Raw genomic sequence first — 23959 nt, 5'->3', positions numbered from 1 at the left:
ATCATGTGGTTTTTTCCATCGTCGGCGCGGACACCTTCTTACGTGCCGTTCCCGATTATGGTAGCACTACCTCAACGGCACAATTGCCCAGCAATGCGCCACTGCCGCCAAATCTGCCCCGCTTACCATCCCGGGTTGAATTCACTGCGACCAATCCTCAAGACGTAACACTCTGTTTGCATTAATAGTTCTGTCCATACGGCAGCAAAACGCTAATTAGCTTCTGCTGATCGGACATGCATGAGACATTTTCCCGGTGGTGACTTCGGGCCGCACTCTAAGCTGGTCAAGGCAGGTCGCGGAGCATCCGCGCCATCCTCTCATCCGCATTATTTACAAATACCATTTCTTCTGATGAAACGATCTTTCTCAACCCGCGTTGAGAGCACATGGATGACATTGTCTGGCAGAGAACCGGCGTTGAACCTCAGGAGCCGTCGCGTGAGTTCACGGCAATGGGCGTGAACGGGATTGATGTTGGCCGGATCTATCGCATCGATGGAGGTCCGCTCAAAGGTCGCTGGCGCTGGATTTTTCTGCTCGGTCATTCACAGTTTCGCCAAGGCATAGTGAGTGGTCACCAGGCATCGAAGCAACGGGCAGCCGACCAAGTGTGCAGAACCTACCGACGTTACCTTGAGACACCGGGCAGCGATGGTGGCGGTCAAAGCAGGATACCGCTCAAAAAGCCCACGAACCAAGACCAGGCAATTTGAATTTGGGGACACTCTGGTCCAATTTCATGTGACAGCGGAACGATGGGCGTCGAAGTGTTCCAAAGTCGCTGGAGAAAACGGATGAGACAACAATACCTCGTCCTTCTTGCCCTCGTCATGTGTTTTGCGCTGCTGGCGGCACTCGCCTTTTGCTCGACGGAAGACGGCCCGCCCGGCCAAACGCCAACCATGGCGCCTCTGCAACAACACGCAACCGATGCCTGGCAGCTCGACGGATCCTATCATGTCGTCACCAGTTGCGGATGCACGCCATTTGCCTTCAACGCCGCCATCAGCATTGCCCCGATGGAAAACTCCCCTGCCCTTGCCTTTTCGGTCAAGGCCCGCAGATAACCGCCGGCAGAATTGATGCGCTGGGACCGCTGCAGAATGCAGGCGATGACGACGGCGGTGTTTTCCTGGCCGAAGACGTCAAGCGCTTCCTCATAGGCCGAGGGAGAAATGCCGAGGTACCCCCGCACTTGGGCCGCCGTGGTCATCAAATCGCGCCAGATGCTGATGCCGTTTGCCGCATAGTCGGCGATTTCCGGACAGGCCTTCATCACCAATCCGAGCGGATAGGCCTTTGTGGCATCCTCAGCCTTGGTTTTTGCCAGCGCGGATTTCGGCCCTTGGCTGTTTCTCAAGCCAGGTTCAAGATCAAATTTTATACTAGATTCTGTAATCTGTTGTTGCGGATCATTCTGAGACTCATTGGCGCTCGGATTTTCAGCATTTACATGCTTTTCCAACAGCATAGCCACTTCGTCATGCAACGCCGCCAGATCGCTCAGGATCGGTTCCAGGGCCTCAAGCGCTGCCCGGCGCGGGATTGCCTCGACAATGGCGCGAAACCGCGTCCACAGCGTCCCCCAGTCGCCGCAAACGTCTTCGGCAACGGCAACCTCGATGAGCTTGGCGATATCCCGCCGCTGCAGCGTGATGCGCTCGCGCACCAGCTTCAGGGCCCGGGAGGCGGCCCGCACGCTCTCGGCGGCCTGCTGCAGCTCTTCTGCACGGGCCAGCAAGGGTGCCAGGGAAAAGCCGAACGCGTCGGTGATCTCCCCGCGCCTGCCCTTGCGGGAGTAGCGCTTGCCGTTGGGGCTGTCCTTGCGCGTGATCAGACCGCATTCGAGCAGGGCCGCCAAATGCCGGCGCAAGGTGGCATTGGCCATGCCATGGGCGCGCATCGACAGCTGGACGTTGGAGGGAAACACCACCAGGCCGTTGTCGGCCGACAGTTCATTATCGGGCAGGAACGACAGCAAAGCGTTGAGCACCGCCAGCGAGCGGTCGCCAACGCCGATGATTTCCTTGCCTTCGCACAGCCAGCGATACACCTGCCACTTGTCGGCGGTCTTGCCCGCTTCGATGTCCTGGGCTTGAGCCTGGATTTTCAATTGGCCAAGCGACATCGATCGCCGCCCAAAGGGCGTCGTTATGAGATTTCCAAGCATCTCCGTTTCACCTTTCAAAAAGGCAAAAGACTTCCGCTCGCCAAAACGACGATCAACACTCTTGACAGTGATTCGGGGAAATGCGATTCTCTAGCTGTTCAGACTTATGAGAAGGGCTTCCGCGACTACGTCGTTTGGGGGCCTTTTTCTTTTGCGGCTTCAGTTCTCCTGTGACTGTTCGTTTTTCTCTGCCCGGGAGGTCTGGGAGAGATAATCCTCGTGCAAGTTCTCAATGCGAGCCAAGAGAAAATCAACGAATTCTGTTGGCACGTTCTTCATGAAATTCAGCTTTACGCCTGATGGTGCATAGCTAATTCTCGCCAAAGTGATGCCTTTTGAGCGCAACTCTGCCCTCTTCGGTTCCTTCATGGTGCCGGTGGCGTGTTCCTTTGGACTTAACGCCTTCATGACCGCGGCAAAACGATCACGGCTTGAAAGATCAGGGAAAGAACGATGCGACATGACATCGTCGGTCAGGGCTTTGGGGCTGCTCGCGCGCTCCCACGCTTCGACAAATTCGATCCAGCGCGGCCGGCCAATTTCTGGCGCCGCTCCAATTTTCAAGAGCGTATCACGTGGAATTGCCGAGGCGATTTTGATCATCTCGGATACGTGCGACTTGTTGGTCGACAAGGACGAGCAGATTACATCGCGCTTGAAGCCGGCATGTTCCTGCGCGAGTGCAAAGGAGCACTTTTCGATGAATGACAGATCCTCGCGCGCAGTATTTTCCTCGCCTTGGATAATGACGGCCTGTTCGTCGGTCAGTTCGCGGATCGCTGCCTTGAATTTGATCCCGAGCTGGTTGGCTGCCGCCAATCTGCGGCGACCGTAGACGATTTGAAAACGCCCGGCCTTGCCTGGAATGGGTCGGACCAGACCAGGAACGATCTGTCCCCGTTCGCGCATTGATTGCGCAATTTCCCCTATGGCGATCTCTTCGTAGGCAGGATCGTAACGATCGACGATTGATGACGGCTCAATCGTCGCCGGATCAAGCTCGACGATATGTTCGGCATCTTTCAACAACCGATCGGCGAGATCGCTGCGCTCCTGAATGTGGCGCACTCCCGCAGCAACCTTCAAGAGGTGCGGAGAGGATGACTTCGAATGCCCGGTCGGCTGAGAAATATCATTGCCAAGCTGGCCAAGTACGTTTGCAAACATACTCTTTGAATCTTTCCGGCTCATTGCTCACGTCCCCATGCTTGCCAAAGCAATGCTTCAATCTCAGCATTGGCTGCGTTTATGGACTCAATTGCTCTGTCATAAGTTTTCGGAGCCGAGAATCGCGCTCGTTGAACTTCGTAAAGACTCTGCTTCCAAGTCAGAGCATCAGCAACTGCAGTTGACTTGATGACGGTGTGGAGCAGGAGATCATCGCCAAACACTTGCCGCATCAGCGCTTGCATATTGGCCTGGGGATGATCATTCGGTTCAAACTTTGTGATCAGGAACTTCGCAAAATCCCATTGCGCCGATGTCCCCACTTCATCGAGAATTTGCATATAGGATGCAGCCAATTCTAGAAATTTGCCCGTTGAATCGACATCGAGCATATGGGCTGGAACCGGGATCAAAACCCCGGTTGCTGCAGTCAAGGATGAAAGCGTGAGGAAATTCAGCGAAGGTGCGCAATCGAGCAGGATCACATCATATTTTTCAATAATCTGCTCCAACGCCTGAGACACACGAAGAAGAAAACTTGTCCCACCTGACTTTCTCATTTCCAGGGCGACGGCGGTTTCAAACTCGGTTAGCTCAAGCCCGGCGCAAATAACATCAAACCCAGCAATATGCGTAGGTTGGACGATCTGTTCTGTTGGAATGGGATCCTCGAACCGGATCGCGGAGTAAAGGGTTTCCCCTTCCCTATAATCGAAACCAGGCAGGGCGCCGTGCAGGCTTGTCAGGGAAGCCTGCGGGTCCATGTCGACCGCCAGGACGCGATAGCCGCGAAGCGCGAGATAGTGGCCGAGATGAATCGTCGTCGAGGTTTTGCTGGAGCCGCCTTTGAAGTTCGTCACCGCAATAATTTGGCATTGTTCACCATCAATGCGCCGAGGGTTCATCCATTTCTTGCGGCCATGTTCAGCAAGATACAATCTCAGCTCAAGGATTTGCTCAAGCGAGTACAGCCTTCTCCCATTGGCCGTCACTTCCGGCGTCGGCCCACGGTCCTTCAATGAAATCTGGCGAATGTATGCCTCGGTGACTTCCAGCAATGCAGCCACTTCTGACGAGGCAAATTTTCTCATCGCCCTGGTGGCGTCTGGCGGATACTGCGCGAGGCTCAAGTTATTAAGTGCCATCTCCAGTTTCGTGGAGAAGGTCTGCATGAATTCAAGGCTGCTTAAGTGACGTGTCACTCGAATCTCCATGTTTCGTCACGTTTAGCTTAGCGCTCGAGATGGTTAACGCCTAGTAAACCGCACATTGACTACGCGAAATCTCGATAATTCGAGTTCCTAGCGTAGGTACTTTTAGATCGATTCGGCCAAGCTGAGCAAACGCGTTGTTTTGGCATGCGCTATGCCATCCTAGTCGCTCTTGCAGAAAGTTCCCAGCTGGGAACTTTCTGCATCGTTGGCCTGCAAAGCTGTTCCCAGCTGGGAACTTTCCGGTGATTACGATGCAGAGAATCCGAAACCTCGACGAACTGCAATCTCACTAACGACGCCCGTCGATAATGGCGCGGTCGCGGTCCACAATGAGCCAAAATGACCGGTTTCTTTAGCTCCGCGAATTATCATATCTGTGACTGTTTGCCGGTCACGATCGTTTGGATGGTGCGAACACACTTTGGCCTGTGCGTGTCCCTTCTCGATCTTGTCGTTTGGCGCCGTCGCGGTCGTTATCGCCACCTGCATGCGTCCGGCGCGGCTTGAGCAGCTTGGTGATGATGCCGCCGCCCTGGCGAATGTTTCCCGGTCGGCGGCGCGCCGGTGAACTGGACGGCGACGTTGTTTGCGGCCTTGGCCAGGCAGGCTTGGCCCGCCGGCTTGCGGCTCAAGCTCGATACTGCGCTCGCATGCCTTTTCGCAAACCGCATCCGCCGCGCGGTGAAATCGCCAATGCTGCATCCAGCCGCTTTGCCGCGAGAGTTGCGCAAGGCGACAACAACATGAATTTAAGCACGGCGACCAACGGGCTCACGGTGGAAACATCCACCCATTTCAAAGAACCGAATTTCACTGGCCGAAAGTGAAGCGACAGGGCCTTGAACGACCTTTGCAGGGACGGCATCAAGTCTGAAGTGGCGCTAAAGGGCAGCGAACATCCGCCTCATCACAACGCAGCCATTGTCCCGAGCGTCGCGATTCTGGAACCAGAAGCGAGACGAGCTGAAAACGATGAAACAGCGAACGCCTTGCAGATGATCACTCCAAGTGCAGTGAGTCTTAAGGATGACAGGCGATGCGAAAGGACAGGCTTGTCCTAGACCGCAAGTCGCGGCAGTCCTCAGGACTGACAAAGCCTTAAAAGAAGAGGGTGGGAAAGAAAAATACCAGCCAGTCTGGCCCCAGCGCCGCGAAATGCGCGCACTGCGCACGAGCAATGGGGTGATTGGCAAAAACGGTCGCCTCTTGACTACACAGATGAATATCCTCCCGGTCGAAACAGTCGTGCGACAGACCGCCTTGTGCGTATCCGCAATGATTGAACGCGCAGGCTCGAGGGAATTCGGATCACCGGCCTACTACCGACGCAAAGATCGGCGATGCATAGGATAGCGCTTCATGCTGGAGGTTCGGATTCAACAATCAAACTTTAGCGCGACACGCTGAGCATACGGAAATGCGAGTACTTGGCCGGGAATTTGCGTGAGCAGCGCACTTGATCACAGAGATTGCCACCTGCCGTATAGTGCAATTTGGCAATTGTGTTCCTAAGCGACATGACGTTTGGTTAGAGCCCAGGATATCATAAGGGGCAGGGTATCAATTGAGCGTCTGCTGCCATCGCCGCACGAAGGACGTTGACGGATCTTTCGTATGGTGACATCCTTTGCAAATCAAGCGCAATAGCAGCCCGGGCCATGCCGGGCTACTACTGCCTCCCGAGACCCAGTCCCCTCACAGAGTCTCTAGAATGGAAACCAACTCCAGATTAGTTTCCATTTATGTGTTTATTTACTTATTTATCAACGCATTATACAATACGCTGTCCCAACTTCATTTCGACCGGATAAACACCTGGTCTGACAGCCCGGTCATGCTGCCGGCGTTTCAACAAGACGATCACCAAAGCGAAGTATCTTGTCCGACGTAGCGGTGCCATCGTCGTAAAGCTTGACGATCTCTTCCGGCAACGGCCGCCCGTCAGCGGCGCAGATGTAGTCGCGCATGGTTGTGCCTGTGCAGCGCGAGTCGAGATTGACGGCGCCGCGATGTGCCACGACATCGTCGATGTGCACCGTCCTGAAATCGATACTGTAGCGTGCGACTTCGGTCGTATTGGGTACTGTTTCGTGCAGCTGCGCTCCGGAGAAAATGATGATCCCCCCAGGCGGGGGCAAATAGCGCAGAGACTGAGAGTTCAACGCCTGCTGCGGCTTTGGTTGTTCGCGCGTGTCAGTCTTGACGTGTTGCGCGGCTGTCGCCCGGTTCTTGCTGTTCCATTCGTAATAATTGTAGATCTCGGAATTGTTCCTGACCGGTACGTTGAAATAGTCCGGGTAGAAGCCCATCGCATTGTCCGGGTCGATCGAATATATCGGCAGCCACCAGTTGAGCTGGCACATTGGTGCGGAGTACCAGGTGTCGCGATGCGGGTGAAACGCGTAAGCGATACCCGATGACAGAAAGTGCGAGGGATAGGCCGAGCGCATCCGCGGCACGTCGAAATACAGCTTATCGAGATCGACACCGCTTTCCTTCATGATGAGGGGAATCAGCCTCTTGCATTCCGGGTGGTGGATAAATGCCGGCTTCATTGTCGAGAGGATTGCAGCAACCTCTTCCGGCGTCATGTGTTTGTGAATGGTGCGCGGATCGTGCGGCGCAAAGGCTTCATCAAGCATCTTCTTGGCAAGAGCGATGAGTTCTCTGGTTGTGTCGGTGGCACACGAAATGAAAATATCGCCGGAATAAAGTCTGCGACGCCGTTCATCATCATTTAGATCGGAATCTATGAATACGCCTGGCATAAGTAGTCCTTTCAGCAGAATTGGCGATGGGGCGGTCCGCCAGACCGCGCTACCGACGATAGGCTATTTAATGCTCACAATGGTACGTGAAACCCTAACTCCACAACACTGAGTCATTAGTCGTAACGGGTTGTCCAAGCGGCTACCCATTTTGGCCAAGAGCAGCGCTTCTTGCCGCGGCCTACCCCGCATGTATTAAATACCCACGGTAGCAATGTCTCTCTCCTTGCAATCAGAAGATGAAAAAGTCATGCTGCCCAAACCATGCCATTGATCTTCGACAATGGTTAGAATTACGTGCCATTCAACATGCAAAATTCCTGAACCGAAAACATTTTCAGCCACGTTCAAAGCGCAACTTCCATGGGCAAAATGCTTTGATCCGGCATTTCATTTCAACGGACAGGAGCCATCGTGGCATCGTTTACCGGAACGCATAATGCGCCCCCGGAAAAACGCGAAACCCTATCGCAAGGAACACAGGACGATGAACCAGTTTCGTTTCAATATTCTCGCAGCGACGGTGATTGCCGGCGCTGGCATGGCGTTTGTTACGCTTCCGGCGGCTGCGCAATCGGTCACACAGCAATGCAGCACACAATATAATGCGGCCAAGGAAGCGGGCACGCTCAATGGCCAGAAGTGGCCGCAGTTCCTGTCTGAATGCAGCGCCAAGTTGAAGGAAGACAAGCCGGATGCAGACGCAGCAGCACCAGCTGCGAAAACACCTGCCAAGAAACAGGCAAAGGAAACCACGACAAACGCAAAAAAGACCGGGACGGCAGCCGCTGCTCCCGCGAGCGGCATGTCTGCCAAGGCAGTCACCAAGGAATGCAGCACGCAGTATCAGGCAGCCAAGCAAGCAGGTACGCTCAATGGCCAGAAATGGCCACAGTTCCTCTCGGCTTGTAGCGACAGCCTGAAGTCCGATAATTCGGACGCAGCGGTACCTGATGAGCCGACCGCTGCCGGAGCCAAGACCACTGCAAGCAAGACCACGACCAAGACAGCTGCGGCAGCAACCACGGCCGACGGCAAGCCACTGTCACCGGGTCAGGTTGCGTTTCGCGCGCGCATCAGCGAGTGCGGCGAGCAGTGGCAGAAAGCCAAGGCAGCCAACAAGACAGGTGGCAAGACCTGGCCGCAATATTGGAGCGCCTGCAACACGCGGCTCAAGGCCGACTAATTTCGATCGCATACCAACTTTTTGACCGCCCGGACCCATCTCGTCCGGGCGTTTGCATATGCACAAGCAAGATGTTTGCTCATCAAGGCCTGTTACCGCGGCGGGCTGACATTTTGCAGCCGACAATATAAACCGTTGCGCATCACCATGAGGAAACGCGGGCATGAACGGAACAAAGCGGACATTCTATTTCGCGCTTGGATGGGTGATGGTGGCGCTCGGTTTCGTCGGGGCTTTTTTGCCCGTCGTGCCGACGACCATCTTCCTCATTCTCGCCGCTTGGTGTTTCAGCCGCTCTTCACCGCGCTTTGAAAAGTGGCTGCTCGAACATCCGGTCTTTGGTCCAACCCTCGTGCAATGGCGCAAATATGGAGCCGTGCCAAAACGCGCGAAATGGATCGCATGTGCGGGCATGGTCTTCGGCTATGGCGCCTTCTTTTATTTCGCCCGCCCGACCCCCATCATTGGGGGTGTGGTCGCGGTGTTCTTTATTGCCTGTGCTGCCTACGTCCTTACCCGTCCAAGCATCGCCGCGTAGTGGGCTTGTTACATTGTTTTGGCCTTACTGTTTTTGGAAAATAGATAGCCCGTCTTGCAGCGCCGTTACGTTACGTTGGTGTATCGTATCGGACCTGAACGGGGTATATTGCGGGCATGCGGAATTCTTCCAGGATTGACCGTCGATGACGACCGAAGAACAAGTTGCCAGACATTACACGCATGGCGCGCTTGAACGGGCAATTCTCGACGCATTGCTCGCGAGCGGTAAAGATATTGACACCCTGGTTGCATCCGACCTTTCGGCGCTGGACGAACTACATCTCGGTTGGCGCGCTGCAACTGTCGAGCTCGGCAAGGATCTCGGGCTTGCGTCTCACATGCATCTTTTGGATATCGGTTCCGGCATCGGTGGACCCGCACGCTATTTTGCCGAAACATATGAATGCCGCGTCACCGGCGTTGATCTTACCGATGAGTTTGTCGAGGTGGCGGAGGCTTTGACCGACCGTTGTGGCCTTGACGACAGGCTTGCGTTTCATCAGGCAAATGCTTTGGCGCTTCCTTTCGATGACCGAAGCTTTGATGCGGCAAGTATGATCCATGTCGGCATGAACATTGAGGACAAGGCATCGCTGTTTGCCGAGGTGAATCGCGTGCTGGTGCCTGGAGCGCGCTTTGGTGTCTATGATGTCATGTCTCTGCAAGATGCGCCGCTTCCCTTTCCTATGCCGTGGGCCGACACCATTGAAACCAGCTTCGTCAGGACACCTGAGACCTACCGCAAGTTGTTGACGGGGCATGGCTTCCAAATCGAACAGGAACACAATCGCCTTGATCTCGCATTGAAGCTCAGCCGTGAAATGCGCGAGAAGGCTGCAATTGAAGGCCCTCCAGCGTTGGGCCCGCACATCATTATGGGGCCGGCAGCAAAACAGCGCCTGGCAAATGTCATGGACGCGCTTCAGAACGGGATCATCGCGCCCATTGAGATCATTGCCAGGACATAAGTTTCTTATCGTCCCAAAAAAATAGAGACCTTGACGAGGATCCCCCACGGCGCTCTAGAGGTTTTCCGCATTTTATTTCAACTGAAAGCCAAAGTCCTTAAGGATTGCCAAAAGCCTGTCGCGGTTTTTGAGGGACTCTTTTGTAGCAATGCGCCGGGCTATCTGCTCGGACCAGTCGATCGTTGCCATGGACTGGATTTTCTGAAACGTCCGCAATGTCTGATTGTAGCCGATCAATTCTTCCTGGCCCGGATTATCGCGATACTGCTCCCGGTGCAGCACAGTAGTCTGCGGCAATCGTGGTTTGATATCGGTCCTGATGGATGGGTCGGGAAAACCCACCGTCAGTCCGAAAACCGGGAAAACCTGATCCGGAAGACTAAGCTCACTGGCGACGGTGATCGGATCGTTGCGGATGGCACCAATGTAACAGGTGCCGAGCCCCAGCGATTCCAGTGCGACGAGGGCATTTTGAGCGGCAAGCGCCGCGTCGATGATGCCGAGGAGAAAGCTTTCAAGGTAATCGAGGCCCTCGGAAGTTGAACTTTGCCCGTCCGCGATGCGGCGCAGTCGCGACAGGTCTGCCAGCCACACCAGAAGCAGCGGCGCCTGCTCGATCTGGCGTTGATTGCCCGCGACAGCATTGATGCGGGCTTTGCGTGCCGCATCCTCGACAGCAACGACGCTCCAGGCCTGCAGGTTCGAGGAAGTCGGGGCGGATTGTGCTGCTGCAACGGCAAGGTCAAGGGTCTCTGCCGGTACCGGCTCTGGCAGATAGGACCGTACACTCCTGTGGCCGAGCAACGTATCGATGGTTTGTGTCCACGAAACGCTGGCGGATCGCGTTGAAGCATTGCCATATCGTTGTTGAAGGAGGATTTGGAGGCGATCTTCACCGCTTCGTTCCTCAGGCTTGACGGGATCCGCGGCGGCAATGGACATGGGTTATACTTTCAATGCGCACTGACGCGCCAGCGCAGGAGATAGGACTCAACTGTAGCGGCGAGGCGGTTAAGAATAAAGCCGACCAGGCCGAGGATGATCACGCCAACCATGACGAGCGCCATATCAAAACGTTCGCGGCCAGCGATGATCAGTCCGCCAACGCCCGGACCAACGGCGAGGAAATATTCCGCGCCGACGGTTGCCAGCCATGAATAGATCAGTCCGAGATGAACGCCGGTTGCGATCGATGGCAGCGCCGATGGGAGAAAAATACGCATGATGCGCTGCAGCGGCGTGAATTTCAACGCGTGTCCAACTTCGATCAGATCGCGGGGCGCATTGCGCATGCCTTCATAGGTGTTGAGCACAACCGGGATGAAGGCTGCGATGGCGACAAAGACAATTTTGGCCTGCTCGCCAAAGCCGAACCAGATCGAAATCAGCGGGATCCAGGCCAGTAGCGAAATCTGCTTCAATCCGTTAAAGGTCGGCGTGATTAAGGCGTCGGCTAAACGCGACAGCGCAAGCAGCGTTGCAAAGAGGATGCCAAACACCGAGCCGATGAAAAACCCCGCTATATTGCGGAACAGGCTAAAGCCAAGCTCGCCGAAGAGATTGTTGTCGATGAGCTCGCGCTTGGCGGTCAGAAAAACATCTTCCAGCGAGGGCAGGAAGCGGGCATCCACCAGACCTGTATGGCTGGACACCTCCCACAGGGCAAGAAGAAGCACAGGAAGGGTCAAACCGCGGCGTATCTTGACGGCGCGTTTGGTTTGAAGGGTTGCGGCAAGTGACATCAGCTGTCCTCCCCTTGCTTCCAGCGCTGGACCAGGATTTCGGAAGCATCAAGCCCCTTGTCCATCAAGAAGCCGATGGCGCCGACGGCAACCATCGCCACGATCACCACATCAAGCCAGAACATCTGCCTCCCCCAGACCAGGAGATAGCCAAGCCCTTCGGATGAGGCGAGCAATTCAACGGCAACGAGAGCAGTCCACGAATGGGTCAGGCCGTAGCGGATGCCGGTGAAAAGGGACGGAGCGGCGCCGGGTAAAACGATCAGACGCAATGTTTGCAGGCGGCTGAACCGCAGGGCATGGCCAACTTCCACCAAACTTGCCGGTACGGCGCGAATACCCGCTGCGGTATTGATCGTCATGGGCACCAGGGCGCCCTTGGCGATGACGATGATCTTCAAGGCCTCGCCAATGCCGAAGATGAGCATCAAAAGCGGGATCCAGCCGAGGGTCGGAATCTGGGCGAAGGCCAAAAACAACGGCCTCACATAATCGTCCACCCGCCGTGACAGACCCATGGCCATGCCTAACGTGAGACCAGCAGCAGCGCCAAAGAGAAAACCGATTACCACACGCTGCAGGCTGGCGCCTGCGTGATAGAAGATTTCACCGGAAGTGACCATCTCCAGTGCTGTTGAAGAGACATAAGCTGGCGATGGAAGGATCTGCTCGGGTAGCCAGCCCTGGCTGGATGCGATCCACCAGGCGAGGAGCAGGCCCAACGGCACAATCAATGCGATCCCAAAACGATCAAGTGCGCGGCGATTTAAGAGCTTTCGTGGCGCCCTACGGAGTTGGGCCGATGCAGGCGCGACGGAAACGCTCTTTGATGCGGTGCTCATGCGATGGCTACCAACTTCTGAGATGCTTTATGATGAGCCGAGTGGCTTGCCATTTGCGCCATAGGCCTGCCAGAATTTCTGTAGGCCAAGCTTCTCCAGCGAGACCTTGAGATATTTCGGCTCGAACCAGCCTTCAACGCTGACGTTACGGCGGATCAACCCGAATTCCCTGGCCTTGGTCCCCTGCTCCTCATATTGCGACACCAGCAGATCGTCTATGAGCGGTGAATTGCGATAAGCCAGTTTGTCATTGCTGAAATAGTCCTCGAGGATCGGAATCGGGGTGCCGGACTTGTGCCAGAGCTCAAAAAGAGCCGCCCGGTTGGGTTCGTCGGAAGACCATTGCGCCGCCTTCACAAAGGCATCCACGACGCGCTGAGTGATTTCCGGATGCTTGTCGATGAAATCCTCCCGGCCGATAATGCCAGCGTTACGACCAAAGCGGGGATCGTCGCCCTTTGTGGTATAGATCACCCTGGCATTGCCCTTGGAGGCAAGGTTAATCAGCGTTGTGTCGCCAAAGGCCGCGTCGATATCCTGACTGGTCAGTGCCGCCACCGTTCCGGCGCTGTCGAGATTGATGACCTGAATATCCTTCTCCGTCAGGCCGTTGGCTTCCAGAACCTTGATTGCGGCCAAATGGCCGTTGGTGCCACGCTGATAGGCGACTTTCTTGCCCTTAAGGTCTCCAACCGACTTGATCGTCGAATCCTTGGCTGCGGCGAGATAGAGCGGCTTGCGCGCGCCGCTTGCCAACAGATATTTCGTCTTCAGCCCATTGGCACGGCCGATCAGCGACGGAAGATCGCCCTGATAGGCAAAATCGAGCTGATTGTTGGCAAATGCCTCGTTGACCGCCGGTCCGGCGCCCTTGAAGAAAAACCACTCGATCTTGACATTGGGATCGTTGGCAAATTCCTTTTCAAGGTACTCGCCGGCGCGCGCTGTGGCTGCGGAAGTTCCTTCCGCATAGGGGCGGCTATCAAGTCCAATCGCGGCATAACCGACATTGATCGTCAGGGGTTCCTCTGCAACGGCAGAAGAGGACAATACAGACAAGGCAAATGCGGCCATGAGCGCGCGGCGGGTGAAATGGGATAACGTCATGTTAAATCTCCGTCGTTGAAAACAGGGGTTTGCCGGATGGCTTTGCTCTGAGCGCGGCATGGGCCGGAATTGACTTGGCGAGCGGACGCTTTTGCCGTGTTGGCTGTACTGCCGTTGCCGCGGGCAGACCGACTGTCGTGCTGTTGAGAATATCAAGAACGTGGTTGCGAATGCCGGCGAGCTGCGATGAGGTGCGTTCACGCGGGTGCGGCAGATCGACGGGCACGATTGTTCTGATCCGGCCTGGACGCGGCGACATGATCACAACGCGGTCGCCGAGATAGACAGCCTCGTCCACATCATGCGTGACGAGCACCATGGTGACCTGTTCCTTCGCCCAGATGTCCTGCAACTCGCCCTGAAGGCGCGCCTTGGTAATAGCGTCGAGCGCGCCGAAGGGCTCATCGAGAAAAAGAACATCGGGGCGGTTGACGAGGCCGCGTGCAATTCCGGCGCGTTGCGCCATGCCGCCCGATAGCTGATGCGGGTAGGCTTGTTCGAAACCGGTCAAGCCAACGAGTTCGATCTGCTGTGCGACGAGGTCGCGTTTTTCTGCCTTCGACAACGGAGCGTTTTCAAGACCGAGACCAACGTTGCGTTCAACCGTCAGCCACGGGAAAAGCCGCGGCTCCTGGAACACGATCCCGCGATCGAGGCTCGGACCTTCCACCGGCTGGCCGCCGTGTTCGATGACACCGTCATGCTCGACGTCAAGTCCGGCACCAAGGCGCAGCAAGGTCGACTTGCCGCAACCGCTCGCACCGACAATGGTCACAAATTCGCCGGCTCGAACGTCAAGGCTGACCTGATCGAGCGCCGTAAGATCACTGCCATTGACGCGGAACCTCCGGCTCACATTGCTGATCCTTAAATGGGCTGTGCTGGTCATGGCGCCATCTTTCTTGCTTGAATGGACAGGATTATTCGGCCGCAACTGCGGAGCGCGCCGGGTGCTGCGGCTCGCGCAGGCCGAGATGGCTGCGCAAGGTGCGGCCCTCATACTCGGTGCGAAACAGGCCGCGCCGGCGCAGTTCAGGCACGATGTGCTCGACGAAATCCGTAAGACCGGCAGGCAGGTGCGGCGGCATGACATTAAATCCGTCGGCGGCGCCCGACGTGAACCATTCTTCCATCTGGTCGGCGATCTGTTGCGGCGTGCCCACGATCTGCCAATGGCCACGTGCGCCGGCAACCCGCAGATAGAGCTGGCGAATGGTCAGGTTTTCGCGGCGGGCCAGATCGACCATCAGCTTCTGACGGCTCTTGCTCCCGTTGGTCTCGGTTACTTGCGGAAATGGCCCATCCAGCGGGTATTTCGACAAGTCGACGTCCCCGGCCATGCCATTGAGCAGAGATAGACCAACAGCCGGATGGATCAATTGCTGGATCTGTTCGAATTTCTCGCGAGCCTCCGATTCTGTCCTGCCAATCACCGGGAAAATGCCGGGCATGATCTTCAGATCATCTGGAGAGCGGCCGAAACGGGCCAGCCTGCCTTTGACATCGCCATAGAAGGCGCGGGCGTCATCCATATTCTGGTGCGCGGTGAATATGACTTCCGCGGTGCGGGCGGCCAGATCCTTGCCCGGGTCCGATGAGCCTGCCTGAACAATTACCGGACGGCCCTGCGGCGCGCGCGCGACGTTGAGCGGCCCGCGGACCTTGAAGTGCTTGCCGCGGTGATTGAGCAAATGTTGCTTGTCGGGGTCGTAGTAGATGCCGCTCTCCTTGTCGCGAAGGAAGGCGTCCTCTTCCCAGGTATCCCACAATCCGCGAACGACATCGGCAAATTCTTCGGCCCGCTCGTAGCGTTCCGCATGGGCAACGTGGTGCTCGCGGTTGAAATTGTGTGCTTCGTCCTCGCTCGCCGAGGTCACCAGATTCCATCCGGCCCGTCCGCCGCTGATATGATCAAGCGAGGCAAATTTCCGGGCGATGTGATAGGGTTCGTTATAGGTGGTGGAGGCCGTGGCGACAAAGCCGACCCGGTCCGTCAAAGCTGCCAGCGCCGACAGCAGCGTCAGCGGTTCGAACTGGGCCACATAGCGGATTGCAGTGCGGCTGAGCGCTTCGGTATCGGTGCCACGCGTACCAACGCCATCGGCCATGAAGATCAGATCGAATTTTGCCGCCTCGGCGGTGCGTGCAAGTTCGGCGTAGTGGGCGAAATTGGATCCGGCATCGGCTTGGGCCTGGGGGTGACGCCATGCGGCAATGTGATGTCCGGTGGGATAGAGGAATGCCCCCAGTTTCATTTGGCCGGCGCGTTTGCTCATTTTCCGTTTCCTGATGACTGTCTTTGCGAAAGCCTAGGCTGCAAATTTTAATCACGACAGAAATGGTATTCTTTAAAATTTCGCCGGCGGGGTTTTATTGATTTCCCGTCACCGGCTACCGGAGGTTGTTTTTCGAACGCCGCCCGGATTTGTTGGAGCTTGTGTTCGGGTCTGAGACATAGTTGACTGTTGATGGATCAGGTTCGGGGGACGCCAATGACTCTTAAAGATGACGACGAACATCTCATTGAAACGCTTTTCCGCAACGGCACAATTACCGTGGTTGGTGTGGTGCTCTCCTTCTCCCTTGGATTTCTCACCCAGTGGGCAAGTAATCCCATACCCTGGAAACTTGCTGATCTGCCGACCCTCCTCCTCATTTCAATCGGCATCGTTCTCCAGTTGCGATCCCTCGCTTTTCTGCTGAAGACGGATTCATTGAAGAAAGCGGTCTATGACAGGGCAAGCCGGCTGTTTCTAGACGGAGTGATCACCACTGGGTCAGGTGTTTTCCTGGCCATTGTCATCGACACCTTTCGATTGCTGGCCGAGCGTTAACCGACACTTGCGATCTCTTACCGTCGCCCCTTGATTTGCTGGCGCACCCCCTGTTGTGTTGCTGGCTGTTGAGGAGACGGAAATGCGATTAGAAACTGATTTGTCGGACTTCAGAAACAGCCGGTTTTCGCGTGAACCTGCGCCATCGCACTGGCCCCGCGGCGTCAGACAGCTTTCGGCCAAGGGCAGCGACCTGTTCGGCGTTCATGAAGAGACCGGCAACCTCTATTGGGATGGCAAGCTCGTCCAGACGACCAACCGCCTTGGCAATTTCGAAAGAGGGCTGGCAATCGCGCTTGCGGCATCATTGGTGTCCCTCGCCGTATTGGATGCCATCCGCTTTTTTCTCGGCCACTGATCCACCGAGCGTGCTTGCAGACTATTTTAATACAAATGCAAACAACCCGACTAACATGGCATTAAGCAAGAAGAACAGTCAGCTTTCGTCAACCATATTCTTTAAGATCCCTGTAAATGCCGGCGACTTATGTTCACGACGGTTCAACGAAACCAAAGTCAACAAACGACCAGCCAAACAGGGATCCATGATCATGAGCAAACTTTTCGCACGCTTCCTTAAAGATGAGTCCGGCGCAACTGCTATCGAGTACGGCCTGATTGCAGCCCTCATCTCCGTCGGCATCATTGCCGGTGCAACTGCCCTCGGTTCGAGCATCAATACGACGTTCACAAGCCTCGGCACAGCTATGTCTGGCGCTGCTCCGGAGTAATGAGCGCATTGGGTGCTCTTCAAGCAGCCCCTCTCTGTTAAGTTTAGGCCACCTACGGGTGGCCTTTTCATTTTTGGCGATGAATAAATGGATCACCTACAGTGTTTTGACGCCTGACAAGGCCAGCGCGCAGGGCGTCATTCTATGGAGGACAAAATGGAAAGATTTCAGGCACCCACCGCGCTGCTTGCAAGGCTGTTTCTGGCCTATATCTTCATCATCGAGGGCTGGGGCAAGATTGGCGATTACGCGGCAACCGGCAACTATATGGAAGCCAACGGCGTGTCAGCGGCGCTCCTCCCCCTCGTCATAGTCACCGAGCTGGGCGGGGGAATCCTCGTCGCTGCCGGCTCCGCAACCCGCTATGCGGCGGCAGCGCTCGCCGGGTTTTGTCTGCTGACTGCAATGCTGTTCCACACCGATTTCAGCAATTTTGAACAAGTCATCAACTTCAACAAGAATATCGCCATGGCAGGCGGGTTTCTGGCGATCGTTGCTTTCGGTCCGGGTGCCTGGTCAATCGAGGCATGGCGAAAATGCACCTAACGAAATTTGGCTCGCACGGCAACATTCATCGTCATGGCAGCGACGACGGCCGTCGTCCCAACCAGTAAGGCCCGAAAATGCGACACAGTTTTCCTCCCTATGAGCAGCGTTCTATGTTGTATGACGTCGTAGTATTGATTTGGCGAGCCGGCAAGGGGCGAATTTGCCGTTGCGGTGGCTGGGCAAAGGCGCGTGTGCACGGCACGGTCCAAAGCCAGATCTGCGCAAAGTGTTTGATTTTATGAGGAAATGTCGGTGGCGCAGTTTTCATTCCATGAATATATGATATCTTACTTTGTTAACACGACGCCTCTGGCATGCTGCTCCAGGAACGGCGAGCGGCGCTGCCTGGTGGAAGCAAAGAAGGTGCAAATGGCCGGTCTTGGCAAACGAGAAACGCTTACAGGTCAATTGGTTAAGGCGGTTGCAGACCGGATTACGTCCGGCCATTACAAGCGCGGCGAACGGTTGCCGACAGAGCAGGACATGATCGCCGAATTCAATGTGAGTCGGACCGTGGTGCGCGAAGCGATCGCCAATTTGAAAGCCAAAGGACTGGTTCACACCCAACAGGGCATCGGGGCTTTCGTGCTTAAAGACATTCCTGCGGTGGCGTTCCGGATTGAAGAAGACAATCTCGAACTCGTCGAGGAAATTGTCGGCGTTATGGAGCTGAGAATCAGCATCGAGCTTGAGGCTGCTGCCTTGGCGGCGGTGCGTCGCGACGAGGAAGATCTTGCGAGAATCAAAAATGCGCTCGACCTGATGAATGAAGCCATAGAGCGGGATGAAAGTTCGATCCACGCCGACCTTGAATTTCATCGCGCAATCGCAATTGCAACAAAAAACCGGCACTTTCTGAGTATGTTCAACTATCTCGGCGAGGTCTTGATTCCGCGCGCGCGGCTGCAAACCCATCGGATCAATGGTTTGCCACAGCGTGAATATCTGGAACGGATCAATCGCGAGCACGACCAGATCTACCAGGCCATCAGGGCGCAGGACGTGGAAGGTGCCCGCGCCGCCATGCGCCTTCACCTTGGCAGCAGCCGCGACCGGCTGCGCAACAGTGCCCTGCACGCGGATCAACGGCAGGCCTAACTCGCCCGATGAGTTGAAAGCAAGTCAGTACGCAGTCGCCTTTGTAGTGGTAGGATGACATACATGGTGGTAATCGTCGGAACGTTCTATTCCAGACGAGGCTCCCATCCAGGCACTCAAGCAAACAGTCAGCTCCGGTCTCCTGTCCTTCCCCATCACTGATTCAATGAGGCTGGCGACTTCCAGCCGGATTCCTACGCCAAACGTCTGGAATGGCTTGCGCCTTATGGTGCCTCGGCGCTGTTTGTCGGTGGCGGGACGGGCGAAGGGTTTTCGCTGACGCCGGCCGAACATGAGCAAGTGGTTCATACCGCAGTTGCAGCTTGCGGTGGGCAAGTGCCCATTATCGCTGCAGCTGCATACGGAACGCGCATGGCCGCGGAGATGGCACGAGCTGCAGAAAAGAACGGTGCTGCCGGACTGCTCTTGCTGCCGCACTATCTGACTGAAACCGGCACCGAGGGCTTTGCCGACATGTCGAGGCGGTCTGTGCTGCGACAAGCCTTGGCGTCATCGTCTACAACGGCAATGTGTGCAGGTTGAACGCAGATGCGTTGGAACGCCTTGCCGAAAAATGCCCGAACCTCATCGGCTTTATGGATGGCGCGGGCGACATTGAGAATATGGTTTCGAACCGCCACCGGCTCGGTGATCGGTTCGCCTACCTCGGCGGCTTGCCCACCGCTGAGGTCTATGCGCAGGCCTATAAGGCTATGGGTGTCGATGTCTATTCGTCGGCCGTCTTCAATTTCATTCCGCGAACCGCCCTCACCTTCTACAAGGCAGTCGCCGAAGATGACCGGGAGACGACGGCAAGATTGTTGAGCGAGTTCTTCTTACCCTACATTGCCATTCGCAACCGCGTTGCCGGCAATGCCGTAAGCATCGTCAAGGCGGGTGCATCGATCGTTGGCCGGTCTGCCGGAGGTGTGCGCGCCACTTGTGGACTGCACAGCCCGGGACCGAGAGGATCTGGGGGAACTTATCGAACGACTGGGCCAGCAAACCTGATTGGCCAGCAAACCTGATTGGCTTGCAACCTGCCGCTCAACCGAAGCTTGATGTTTTCAAAAACTCTGCAAGCCGTTCGCTCTTCGGCTTGTGGAACATCTCGCGCGGATTGCCCTCCTCGCCGATTCGCCCCTCATTCATGAAGATGACCCGGTTGGAAACCTCATAGGCGAAACGCATTTCGTGAGTGACGAGCAGCATACTCATTCCGTCCTGGGCCAGCGCCTTGATCACCTGCAGCACTTCGTTGACAAGCTCCGGATCAAGGGCCGACGTCACTTCGTCAAACAGCATCAGTCTGGGGTTCATGGCGATGGCCCGAGCAATGGCCACGCGCTGCTGCTGGCCGCCGGAAAGCTGTCCGGGGAAGTGGTCGGCGCGCCCACGAAGCCCAACGCGGTCCAGCCATTTCTCGGCAAGGGCCCGCGCTTCCTCCTTGCTCAGTCTCTTCACCTTCATCAGGCCAAGCATGACATTGCGGGCGGCGGTCATATGCGGGAAGAGATTGAACTGCTGGAAGGCCATGCCGGTCAGTGCCCGCTGGCGCGCGATCTCCTTTTCCTTCTTGCGGCGGCGCTCTCCACCAACAGTTTCGTAGCCGATCTCCTGCCCGTCAATGCTGATCGAGCCGCCCTGAAATTCTTCCAGCATGTTGATACAGCGCAGCATTGTTGTCTTGCCGGAGCCGCTTGACCCGATAATGCTGATGACGTCGCCTTGCGACATGGTGCAGTCGACACCTTTTAAAACTTCGACATCGCCGTAGCTTTTGTGCAGGTCGCGGATTTCAAGCAGGTTATTTGACATCGGCGGACATCCTTACGAGGGAACTGCAGTCTTGCGTTCGACATAGCGGCCGAAACGCTCGATGGCGTAGTTGATGGTGAAATAGAGCAAGCCGGCGAACAAATAGAATTCGAGGCTCATGAATGCGCGTGAGATCAGTTCTTGCGTTCGCAACAACAGCTCGGCAACGCCGATGATGGAGAGCAAGGTCGAGGCCTTGACCATTTCCGCAGCTGTGTTGACCCATGCCGGCAAGACTTGACGCAGCGCCTGCGGTCCCAGCACATAGGCAAAGGTTTGCGGGAAGGTCAGGCCGATTGCCTTGGCAGCTTCGGTCTGTCCTTTAGGGATCGACTGCAGCGCGCCGCGCACGATTTCGCCAACATGCGAACTGCAGAAGACTGCAAGCGCCAGAACACCAGCCTGGAATGGTCCAAGGTCCAGGCCAATCGTGCCAAGGACATAATAGCTTGCAAGGACGAGGACCAGCACCGGGGTACCGCGGATGAAGTCCGTATATCCTCGAACAATCCAGCGCAGCGGGCGAACACCGTAGGTCAGGGCCAAGCCGACAAAAAGACCGAGCACTGTGCCGAAACAGATCGCCAGGAACGAGATCGAAATCGTAACCCCAAGACCCTTTAGGATCGGCAAGCGTGCAAGCCAGAGAACATCGAGGAAATGCGCAATATCCATCACATCACCTCGGCAATGACAGGCGACGCTCGACAGCGCGCATCAGCGCCGCGAGGATCGAACAGGTAAACACGTAGAGGCAGCTCGCAACGATCCATGTCTCGATTACGCGAAATGTTTCGACATTGATCTTGCGCGCCTCGAAGGTCAGTTCCGGCACGGCAATCGCAGCAGCCAGCGAGGTGTCCTTGAACAGCGATATAATGGTGCTGCTGAGCGATGGCAGGACGTTGCGGAGCATCAATGGTGCGATAATGGAGGTGCGAATCTGCATTTCGGTCAGGCCGATGGCGAGACCTGCTTCGCGCAGGCCGCCTGGAATTGACAATAGTCCTGCGCGAAAAACTTCCGCGAGGTAGGCGCCGGAATAAAGAGCAAGCGTGAAGACAAAACTTTCGATCTTGCCAAGGCGGAACCCAATTTGCGGCAGTGCGAAATAGGTGAACAGGACCAGCACCAGGATTGGCGTGTTGCGGATGATCGTCACGTATGTGCCGGCGGGACGCTGGATGAAGCCATTCTTCGAGATCAGACAAAACGCGGTGAAAAGGCCGATCACGGCGCCTATGGCAATGGCAGCAAAGGCCAGAGCAAGGCTCAGCGCCAGTCCTTCGAGCAAAAGGTCGAAGCTGCGCCACACCGCAGCGAAATTCAGTGTATAGCCCATGAAGCGCTCACCGTTCCAAACCACAAGAGCACGGCTCCGGCGAAGCCGGAGCCGCGGGATGACCGGGGTTACTTATACTCGACCGGGAAACCGATTTGCGGTGGTGTCAGATCCTTGCCGAACCAGGTCTTGAACGATTTAGCATAGAAATCGAACTCGACGCCTGTCATGGCTTCGTGCAGTGCCGTGTTGACGAAATTCAGCCAATCCTGGTCGCCGCGCTTGACACCGCAGGCATAGGTCTGCGGGTTCCAGCCATAACCGGCATCCTTGTAGCGCCCCTGGTTCTGGGTCATGTACCAGGCGAGCGACGACTGATCGGTCGCAGCCGCATCGGCGCGGCCGGATTCCAGCGCCTGATAGATCAGGTCCACGGACTCATATTGATCGACCTTGGCTTCCGGCAGGGCCGCATGCACCATGCTCTCGGCATAGACATTCTGCAGGACGGAGATCGTAACGGACGAGCCCGCCGCTTTCAGCGCAGCATAATCAGCATATTTGCTGTCGGCCTTGAGCATGAGACCGACGCCTTCCCGGTAATAGGGAATAGTGAAGGCGATCTGTTGTGCCCGTTCACCGGTGACGGTCATGAACTGACAGGTGATATCGACCTTGTCAGTGGTGATGTTCGGGATGCGGGCATCCGAAGATTGATTGACGAATTCAATTTTCTCGGGATCGTTGAAAAGAGCCTTGGCAATGATATGGCCCATGTCAACGTCGAAGCCTTGCAGCTTGTCGTCAGCACTCTTGAAATGCCATGGCGCATTGGTGCTGCCGGTACCAAGCACCAGATGGCCGCGAGCCAGAACCTCATCAAGTTTGCTCTTGGTTTCCTGGGCGAACGCGCCGAGCGAAGGCATCATGGAAAGTGCGGCAACAGCGGCCGCAAGATAAAATCGTTTGGACATTTTAGTTCCCCTATTCGTCGAAGCGAATGTTATATTCTGGTCCATTATAATGGAATATAATACCTAATAATGGATTGCTAATAAAATGACAGGTACTGCAACTTGTCAAGCGGCATTTAGCGGGGAGCTGAGCTGAACTACATGCCGTAGGCGATAAGCTGACCATAAACCTCAACGACAAGCCAGACGAGCGCCGCCAAGCCCAAAGAGACCGTCAAGATGGCCAGGAGCGGATAGTCCTGTCTGACCTGTTTCGCATCTTCAGCATTAATTCTCTTTGCCATGTCGAACCTCGATTGTTCGTAGGTCTCGCACGATTGAACGGGTTGTGGTGACGATTGTTCCCATTCTACACAACGCAAAAGAGGCCCGCATCACCGATGCGGACCTTTTGCAAAACGGAAGGAAAATTAGGCGGCGGCCGTGTTGACGCGGCTTTCAGCCATAGCCGTCAATGCCTTGTCGGTCTGCATTTCTTCCTTGAGGTTTTCCTGCAGCAAGGCGGCGCAATCATTGCGGCCAAGCTGCTTTGCCCAGGCTATCAAAGTGCCGTAGCGGGTGATTTCATAATGCTCGACAGCTTGTGCAGCGGCGATAAGCGCGGCATCCAGCACCTTGTCGTCATCAACCTCGCCGGCGACTTCATCGGCTTCTTCAAGAATGCCATCGATCGCCGGGCAATTGACGCCGCTGACCTCTACCCCATGCAGTTTGAAAACCTGCTCCAGTCTTTCGATCTGAAGTTCGGTTTCCTGCAAATGGCGCTCGAAACCGTCCTTCAACTCTTGATCGGACGCCTTGTCGATCATTTCCGGCAATGCCTTCACGATCTGATTTTCCGCGTAATAAATGTCACGCAGCGTGTGGACGAAAAGATCGTCCATGGTTTTGATATCCTTGGAAAAGAAACCCATTTTGTCCTCCTGATTTTAGACGCGCACAACCATTCGGCCGTCTGATGACATC

At 55.9% G+C, this 23959-nt stretch carries 26 protein-coding genes and 1 pseudogene; 11 read left to right on the top strand and 16 right to left on the bottom strand.

What is annotated here, in order from left to right:
• Both CU103_RS31765 and CU103_RS18430 read left to right on the top strand, forming a co-directional pair.
• A partial coding sequence (locus CU103_RS31765) for a hypothetical protein (protein ID WP_210203787.1) occupies nt 1–185 on the top strand: 185 nt, incomplete at its 5' end.
• Nucleotides 186–389: 204 nt separating this feature from the next.
• Complete coding sequence (locus tag CU103_RS18430; RefSeq protein ID WP_106665485.1) at nt 390–716, top strand: hypothetical protein; 327 nt, start codon at nt 390–392, stop codon at nt 714–716.
• Nucleotides 717–958: 242 nt separating this feature from the next.
• On the opposite strand, the gene repC is transcribed toward CU103_RS18430, so the two are convergent.
• The 4 genes from repC to CU103_RS18405 all read right to left on the bottom strand — a co-directional run bounded on the left by repC (nt 959) and on the right by CU103_RS18405 (nt 7322).
• Nucleotides 959–2173 carry a plasmid replication protein RepC gene (gene repC, locus CU103_RS18425; RefSeq protein ID WP_106665484.1) on the bottom strand — a complete coding sequence of 405 codons (1215 nt, stop codon included), beginning with the start codon at nt 2171–2173 and terminating at the stop codon, nt 959–961.
• Between the two features lie 159 nt (nt 2174–2332).
• Nucleotides 2333–3364, bottom strand: a complete 1032-nt coding sequence (gene repB, locus CU103_RS18420; RefSeq protein ID WP_106665483.1) for a plasmid partitioning protein RepB — start codon at nt 3362–3364, stop codon at nt 2333–2335.
• Nucleotides 3361–4542: a plasmid partitioning protein RepA gene (gene repA / locus CU103_RS18415; RefSeq protein WP_106665482.1), complete on the bottom strand. Its 1182-nt coding sequence runs from the start codon at nt 4540–4542 to the stop codon at nt 3361–3363. Before repA ends, repB begins: the two co-directional genes overlap by 4 nt.
• Before the next feature lie 1844 nt (nt 4543–6386).
• Nucleotides 6387–7322 carry a hypothetical protein gene (locus tag CU103_RS18405; protein WP_170117055.1) on the bottom strand — a complete coding sequence of 312 codons (936 nt, stop codon included), beginning with the start codon at nt 7320–7322 and terminating at the stop codon, nt 6387–6389.
• Between the two features lie 487 nt (nt 7323–7809).
• On the opposite strand from CU103_RS18405, the gene CU103_RS18400 reads away from it, so the two are divergent.
• The 3 genes from CU103_RS18400 (at nt 7810) to CU103_RS18390 (ending at nt 10016) form a co-directional block, all read left to right on the top strand.
• Nucleotides 7810–8508: a hypothetical protein gene (locus CU103_RS18400; protein WP_106665479.1), complete on the top strand. Its 699-nt coding sequence runs from the start codon at nt 7810–7812 to the stop codon at nt 8506–8508.
• A 163-nt stretch (nt 8509–8671) separates the two neighbouring features.
• Complete coding sequence (locus tag CU103_RS18395; protein WP_106665478.1) at nt 8672–9046, top strand: YbaN family protein; 375 nt, start codon at nt 8672–8674, stop codon at nt 9044–9046.
• A gap of 145 nt (nt 9047–9191) precedes the next feature.
• Entirely contained in the window at nt 9192–10016 is an 825-nt protein-coding gene (locus CU103_RS18390; RefSeq protein ID WP_106665477.1) for an SAM-dependent methyltransferase, read from the top strand.
• A 72-nt stretch (nt 10017–10088) separates the two neighbouring features.
• On the opposite strand, the gene CU103_RS18385 is transcribed toward CU103_RS18390, so the two are convergent.
• The 6 genes from CU103_RS18385 to CU103_RS18360 are packed head-to-tail and all read right to left on the bottom strand — an operon-like array spanning nt 10089 to nt 15983.
• Nucleotides 10089–10958: an NADPH-dependent oxidoreductase gene (locus CU103_RS18385; protein ID WP_210203786.1), complete on the bottom strand. Its 870-nt coding sequence runs from the start codon at nt 10956–10958 to the stop codon at nt 10089–10091.
• Between the two features lie 11 nt (nt 10959–10969).
• Nucleotides 10970–11758 carry an ABC transporter permease gene (locus CU103_RS18380; RefSeq protein ID WP_106665476.1) on the bottom strand — a complete coding sequence of 263 codons (789 nt, stop codon included), beginning with the start codon at nt 11756–11758 and terminating at the stop codon, nt 10970–10972.
• Nucleotides 11758–12600 carry an ABC transporter permease gene (locus CU103_RS18375; protein WP_106665475.1) on the bottom strand — a complete coding sequence of 281 codons (843 nt, stop codon included), beginning with the start codon at nt 12598–12600 and terminating at the stop codon, nt 11758–11760. The genes CU103_RS18380 and CU103_RS18375 overlap by 1 nt, the downstream gene beginning before the upstream one ends.
• Before the next feature lie 27 nt (nt 12601–12627).
• Entirely contained in the window at nt 12628–13707 is a 1080-nt protein-coding gene (locus CU103_RS18370; protein ID WP_106665474.1) for an ABC transporter substrate-binding protein, read from the bottom strand.
• Between the two features lies 1 nt (nt 13708).
• On the bottom strand, nt 13709–14596 hold the full coding sequence (locus CU103_RS18365) for an ABC transporter ATP-binding protein (protein ID WP_106665473.1): 888 nt from the start codon (nt 14594–14596) through the stop codon (nt 13709–13711).
• 31 nt (nt 14597–14627) lie between these two features.
• Nucleotides 14628–15983, bottom strand: coding sequence for an LLM class flavin-dependent oxidoreductase (locus tag CU103_RS18360; protein ID WP_106665472.1), 1356 nt, complete (start codon nt 15981–15983; stop codon nt 14628–14630).
• Nucleotides 15984–16199: 216 nt separating this feature from the next.
• Between CU103_RS18360 and CU103_RS18355 the strand changes: the two genes are divergently transcribed.
• The 6 genes and pseudogenes from CU103_RS18355 (at nt 16200) to kdgD (ending at nt 19930) form a co-directional block, all read left to right on the top strand.
• Entirely contained in the window at nt 16200–16541 is a 342-nt protein-coding gene (locus tag CU103_RS18355; protein WP_106665518.1) for a hypothetical protein, read from the top strand.
• Between the two features lie 82 nt (nt 16542–16623).
• Nucleotides 16624–16899, top strand: coding sequence for a hypothetical protein (locus CU103_RS18350; RefSeq protein ID WP_106665471.1), 276 nt, complete (start codon nt 16624–16626; stop codon nt 16897–16899).
• A 193-nt stretch (nt 16900–17092) separates the two neighbouring features.
• Complete coding sequence (locus CU103_RS18345) at nt 17093–17272, top strand: Flp family type IVb pilin (RefSeq protein WP_106665517.1); 180 nt, start codon at nt 17093–17095, stop codon at nt 17270–17272.
• Nucleotides 17273–17428: 156 nt separating this feature from the next.
• Nucleotides 17429–17818: a DoxX family protein gene (locus tag CU103_RS18340; RefSeq protein WP_106665470.1), complete on the top strand. Its 390-nt coding sequence runs from the start codon at nt 17429–17431 to the stop codon at nt 17816–17818.
• Between the two features lie 372 nt (nt 17819–18190).
• A complete protein-coding gene (locus CU103_RS18335) occupies nt 18191–18919 on the top strand; it encodes a FadR/GntR family transcriptional regulator (RefSeq protein WP_106665516.1) in 729 nt (242 codons plus the stop codon).
• Nucleotides 18920–19025: 106 nt separating this feature from the next.
• A pseudogene (kdgD, locus tag CU103_RS18330) lies at nt 19026–19930 on the top strand (5-dehydro-4-deoxyglucarate dehydratase).
• Nucleotides 19931–19966: 36 nt separating this feature from the next.
• Here the strand turns inward: kdgD and CU103_RS18325 are convergent.
• The 6 genes from CU103_RS18325 to CU103_RS18305 all read right to left on the bottom strand — a co-directional run bounded on the left by CU103_RS18325 (nt 19967) and on the right by CU103_RS18305 (nt 23907).
• The gene (locus tag CU103_RS18325; protein ID WP_106665469.1) at nt 19967–20737 is read right to left on the bottom strand and encodes an amino acid ABC transporter ATP-binding protein; all 771 of its coding nucleotides are present in this window, start codon (nt 20735–20737) and stop codon (nt 19967–19969) included.
• A 12-nt stretch (nt 20738–20749) separates the two neighbouring features.
• Complete coding sequence (locus tag CU103_RS18320) at nt 20750–21412, bottom strand: amino acid ABC transporter permease (protein ID WP_106665468.1); 663 nt, start codon at nt 21410–21412, stop codon at nt 20750–20752.
• A 4-nt stretch (nt 21413–21416) separates the two neighbouring features.
• Entirely contained in the window at nt 21417–22079 is a 663-nt protein-coding gene (locus tag CU103_RS18315; protein WP_106665467.1) for an amino acid ABC transporter permease, read from the bottom strand.
• A 68-nt stretch (nt 22080–22147) separates the two neighbouring features.
• Complete coding sequence (locus tag CU103_RS18310; protein ID WP_425350614.1) at nt 22148–22948, bottom strand: transporter substrate-binding protein; 801 nt, start codon at nt 22946–22948, stop codon at nt 22148–22150.
• A 182-nt stretch (nt 22949–23130) separates the two neighbouring features.
• Nucleotides 23131–23277, bottom strand: a complete 147-nt coding sequence (locus CU103_RS31460; RefSeq protein WP_162707127.1) for a hypothetical protein — start codon at nt 23275–23277, stop codon at nt 23131–23133.
• A gap of 126 nt (nt 23278–23403) precedes the next feature.
• On the bottom strand, nt 23404–23907 hold the full coding sequence (locus tag CU103_RS18305; protein ID WP_106665465.1) for a YciE/YciF ferroxidase family protein: 504 nt from the start codon (nt 23905–23907) through the stop codon (nt 23404–23406).
• Between the last annotated feature and the right edge of the window lie 52 nt (nt 23908–23959).

Origin of the sequence: Phyllobacterium sophorae (genome assembly GCF_003010965.1) — a bacterium.
Classification (GTDB): domain Bacteria; phylum Pseudomonadota; class Alphaproteobacteria; order Rhizobiales; family Rhizobiaceae; genus Phyllobacterium; species Phyllobacterium sophorae.
Note: the sequence above shows the minus strand (reverse complement) of the source record. Positions and strands in the feature narration are given on the sequence as shown.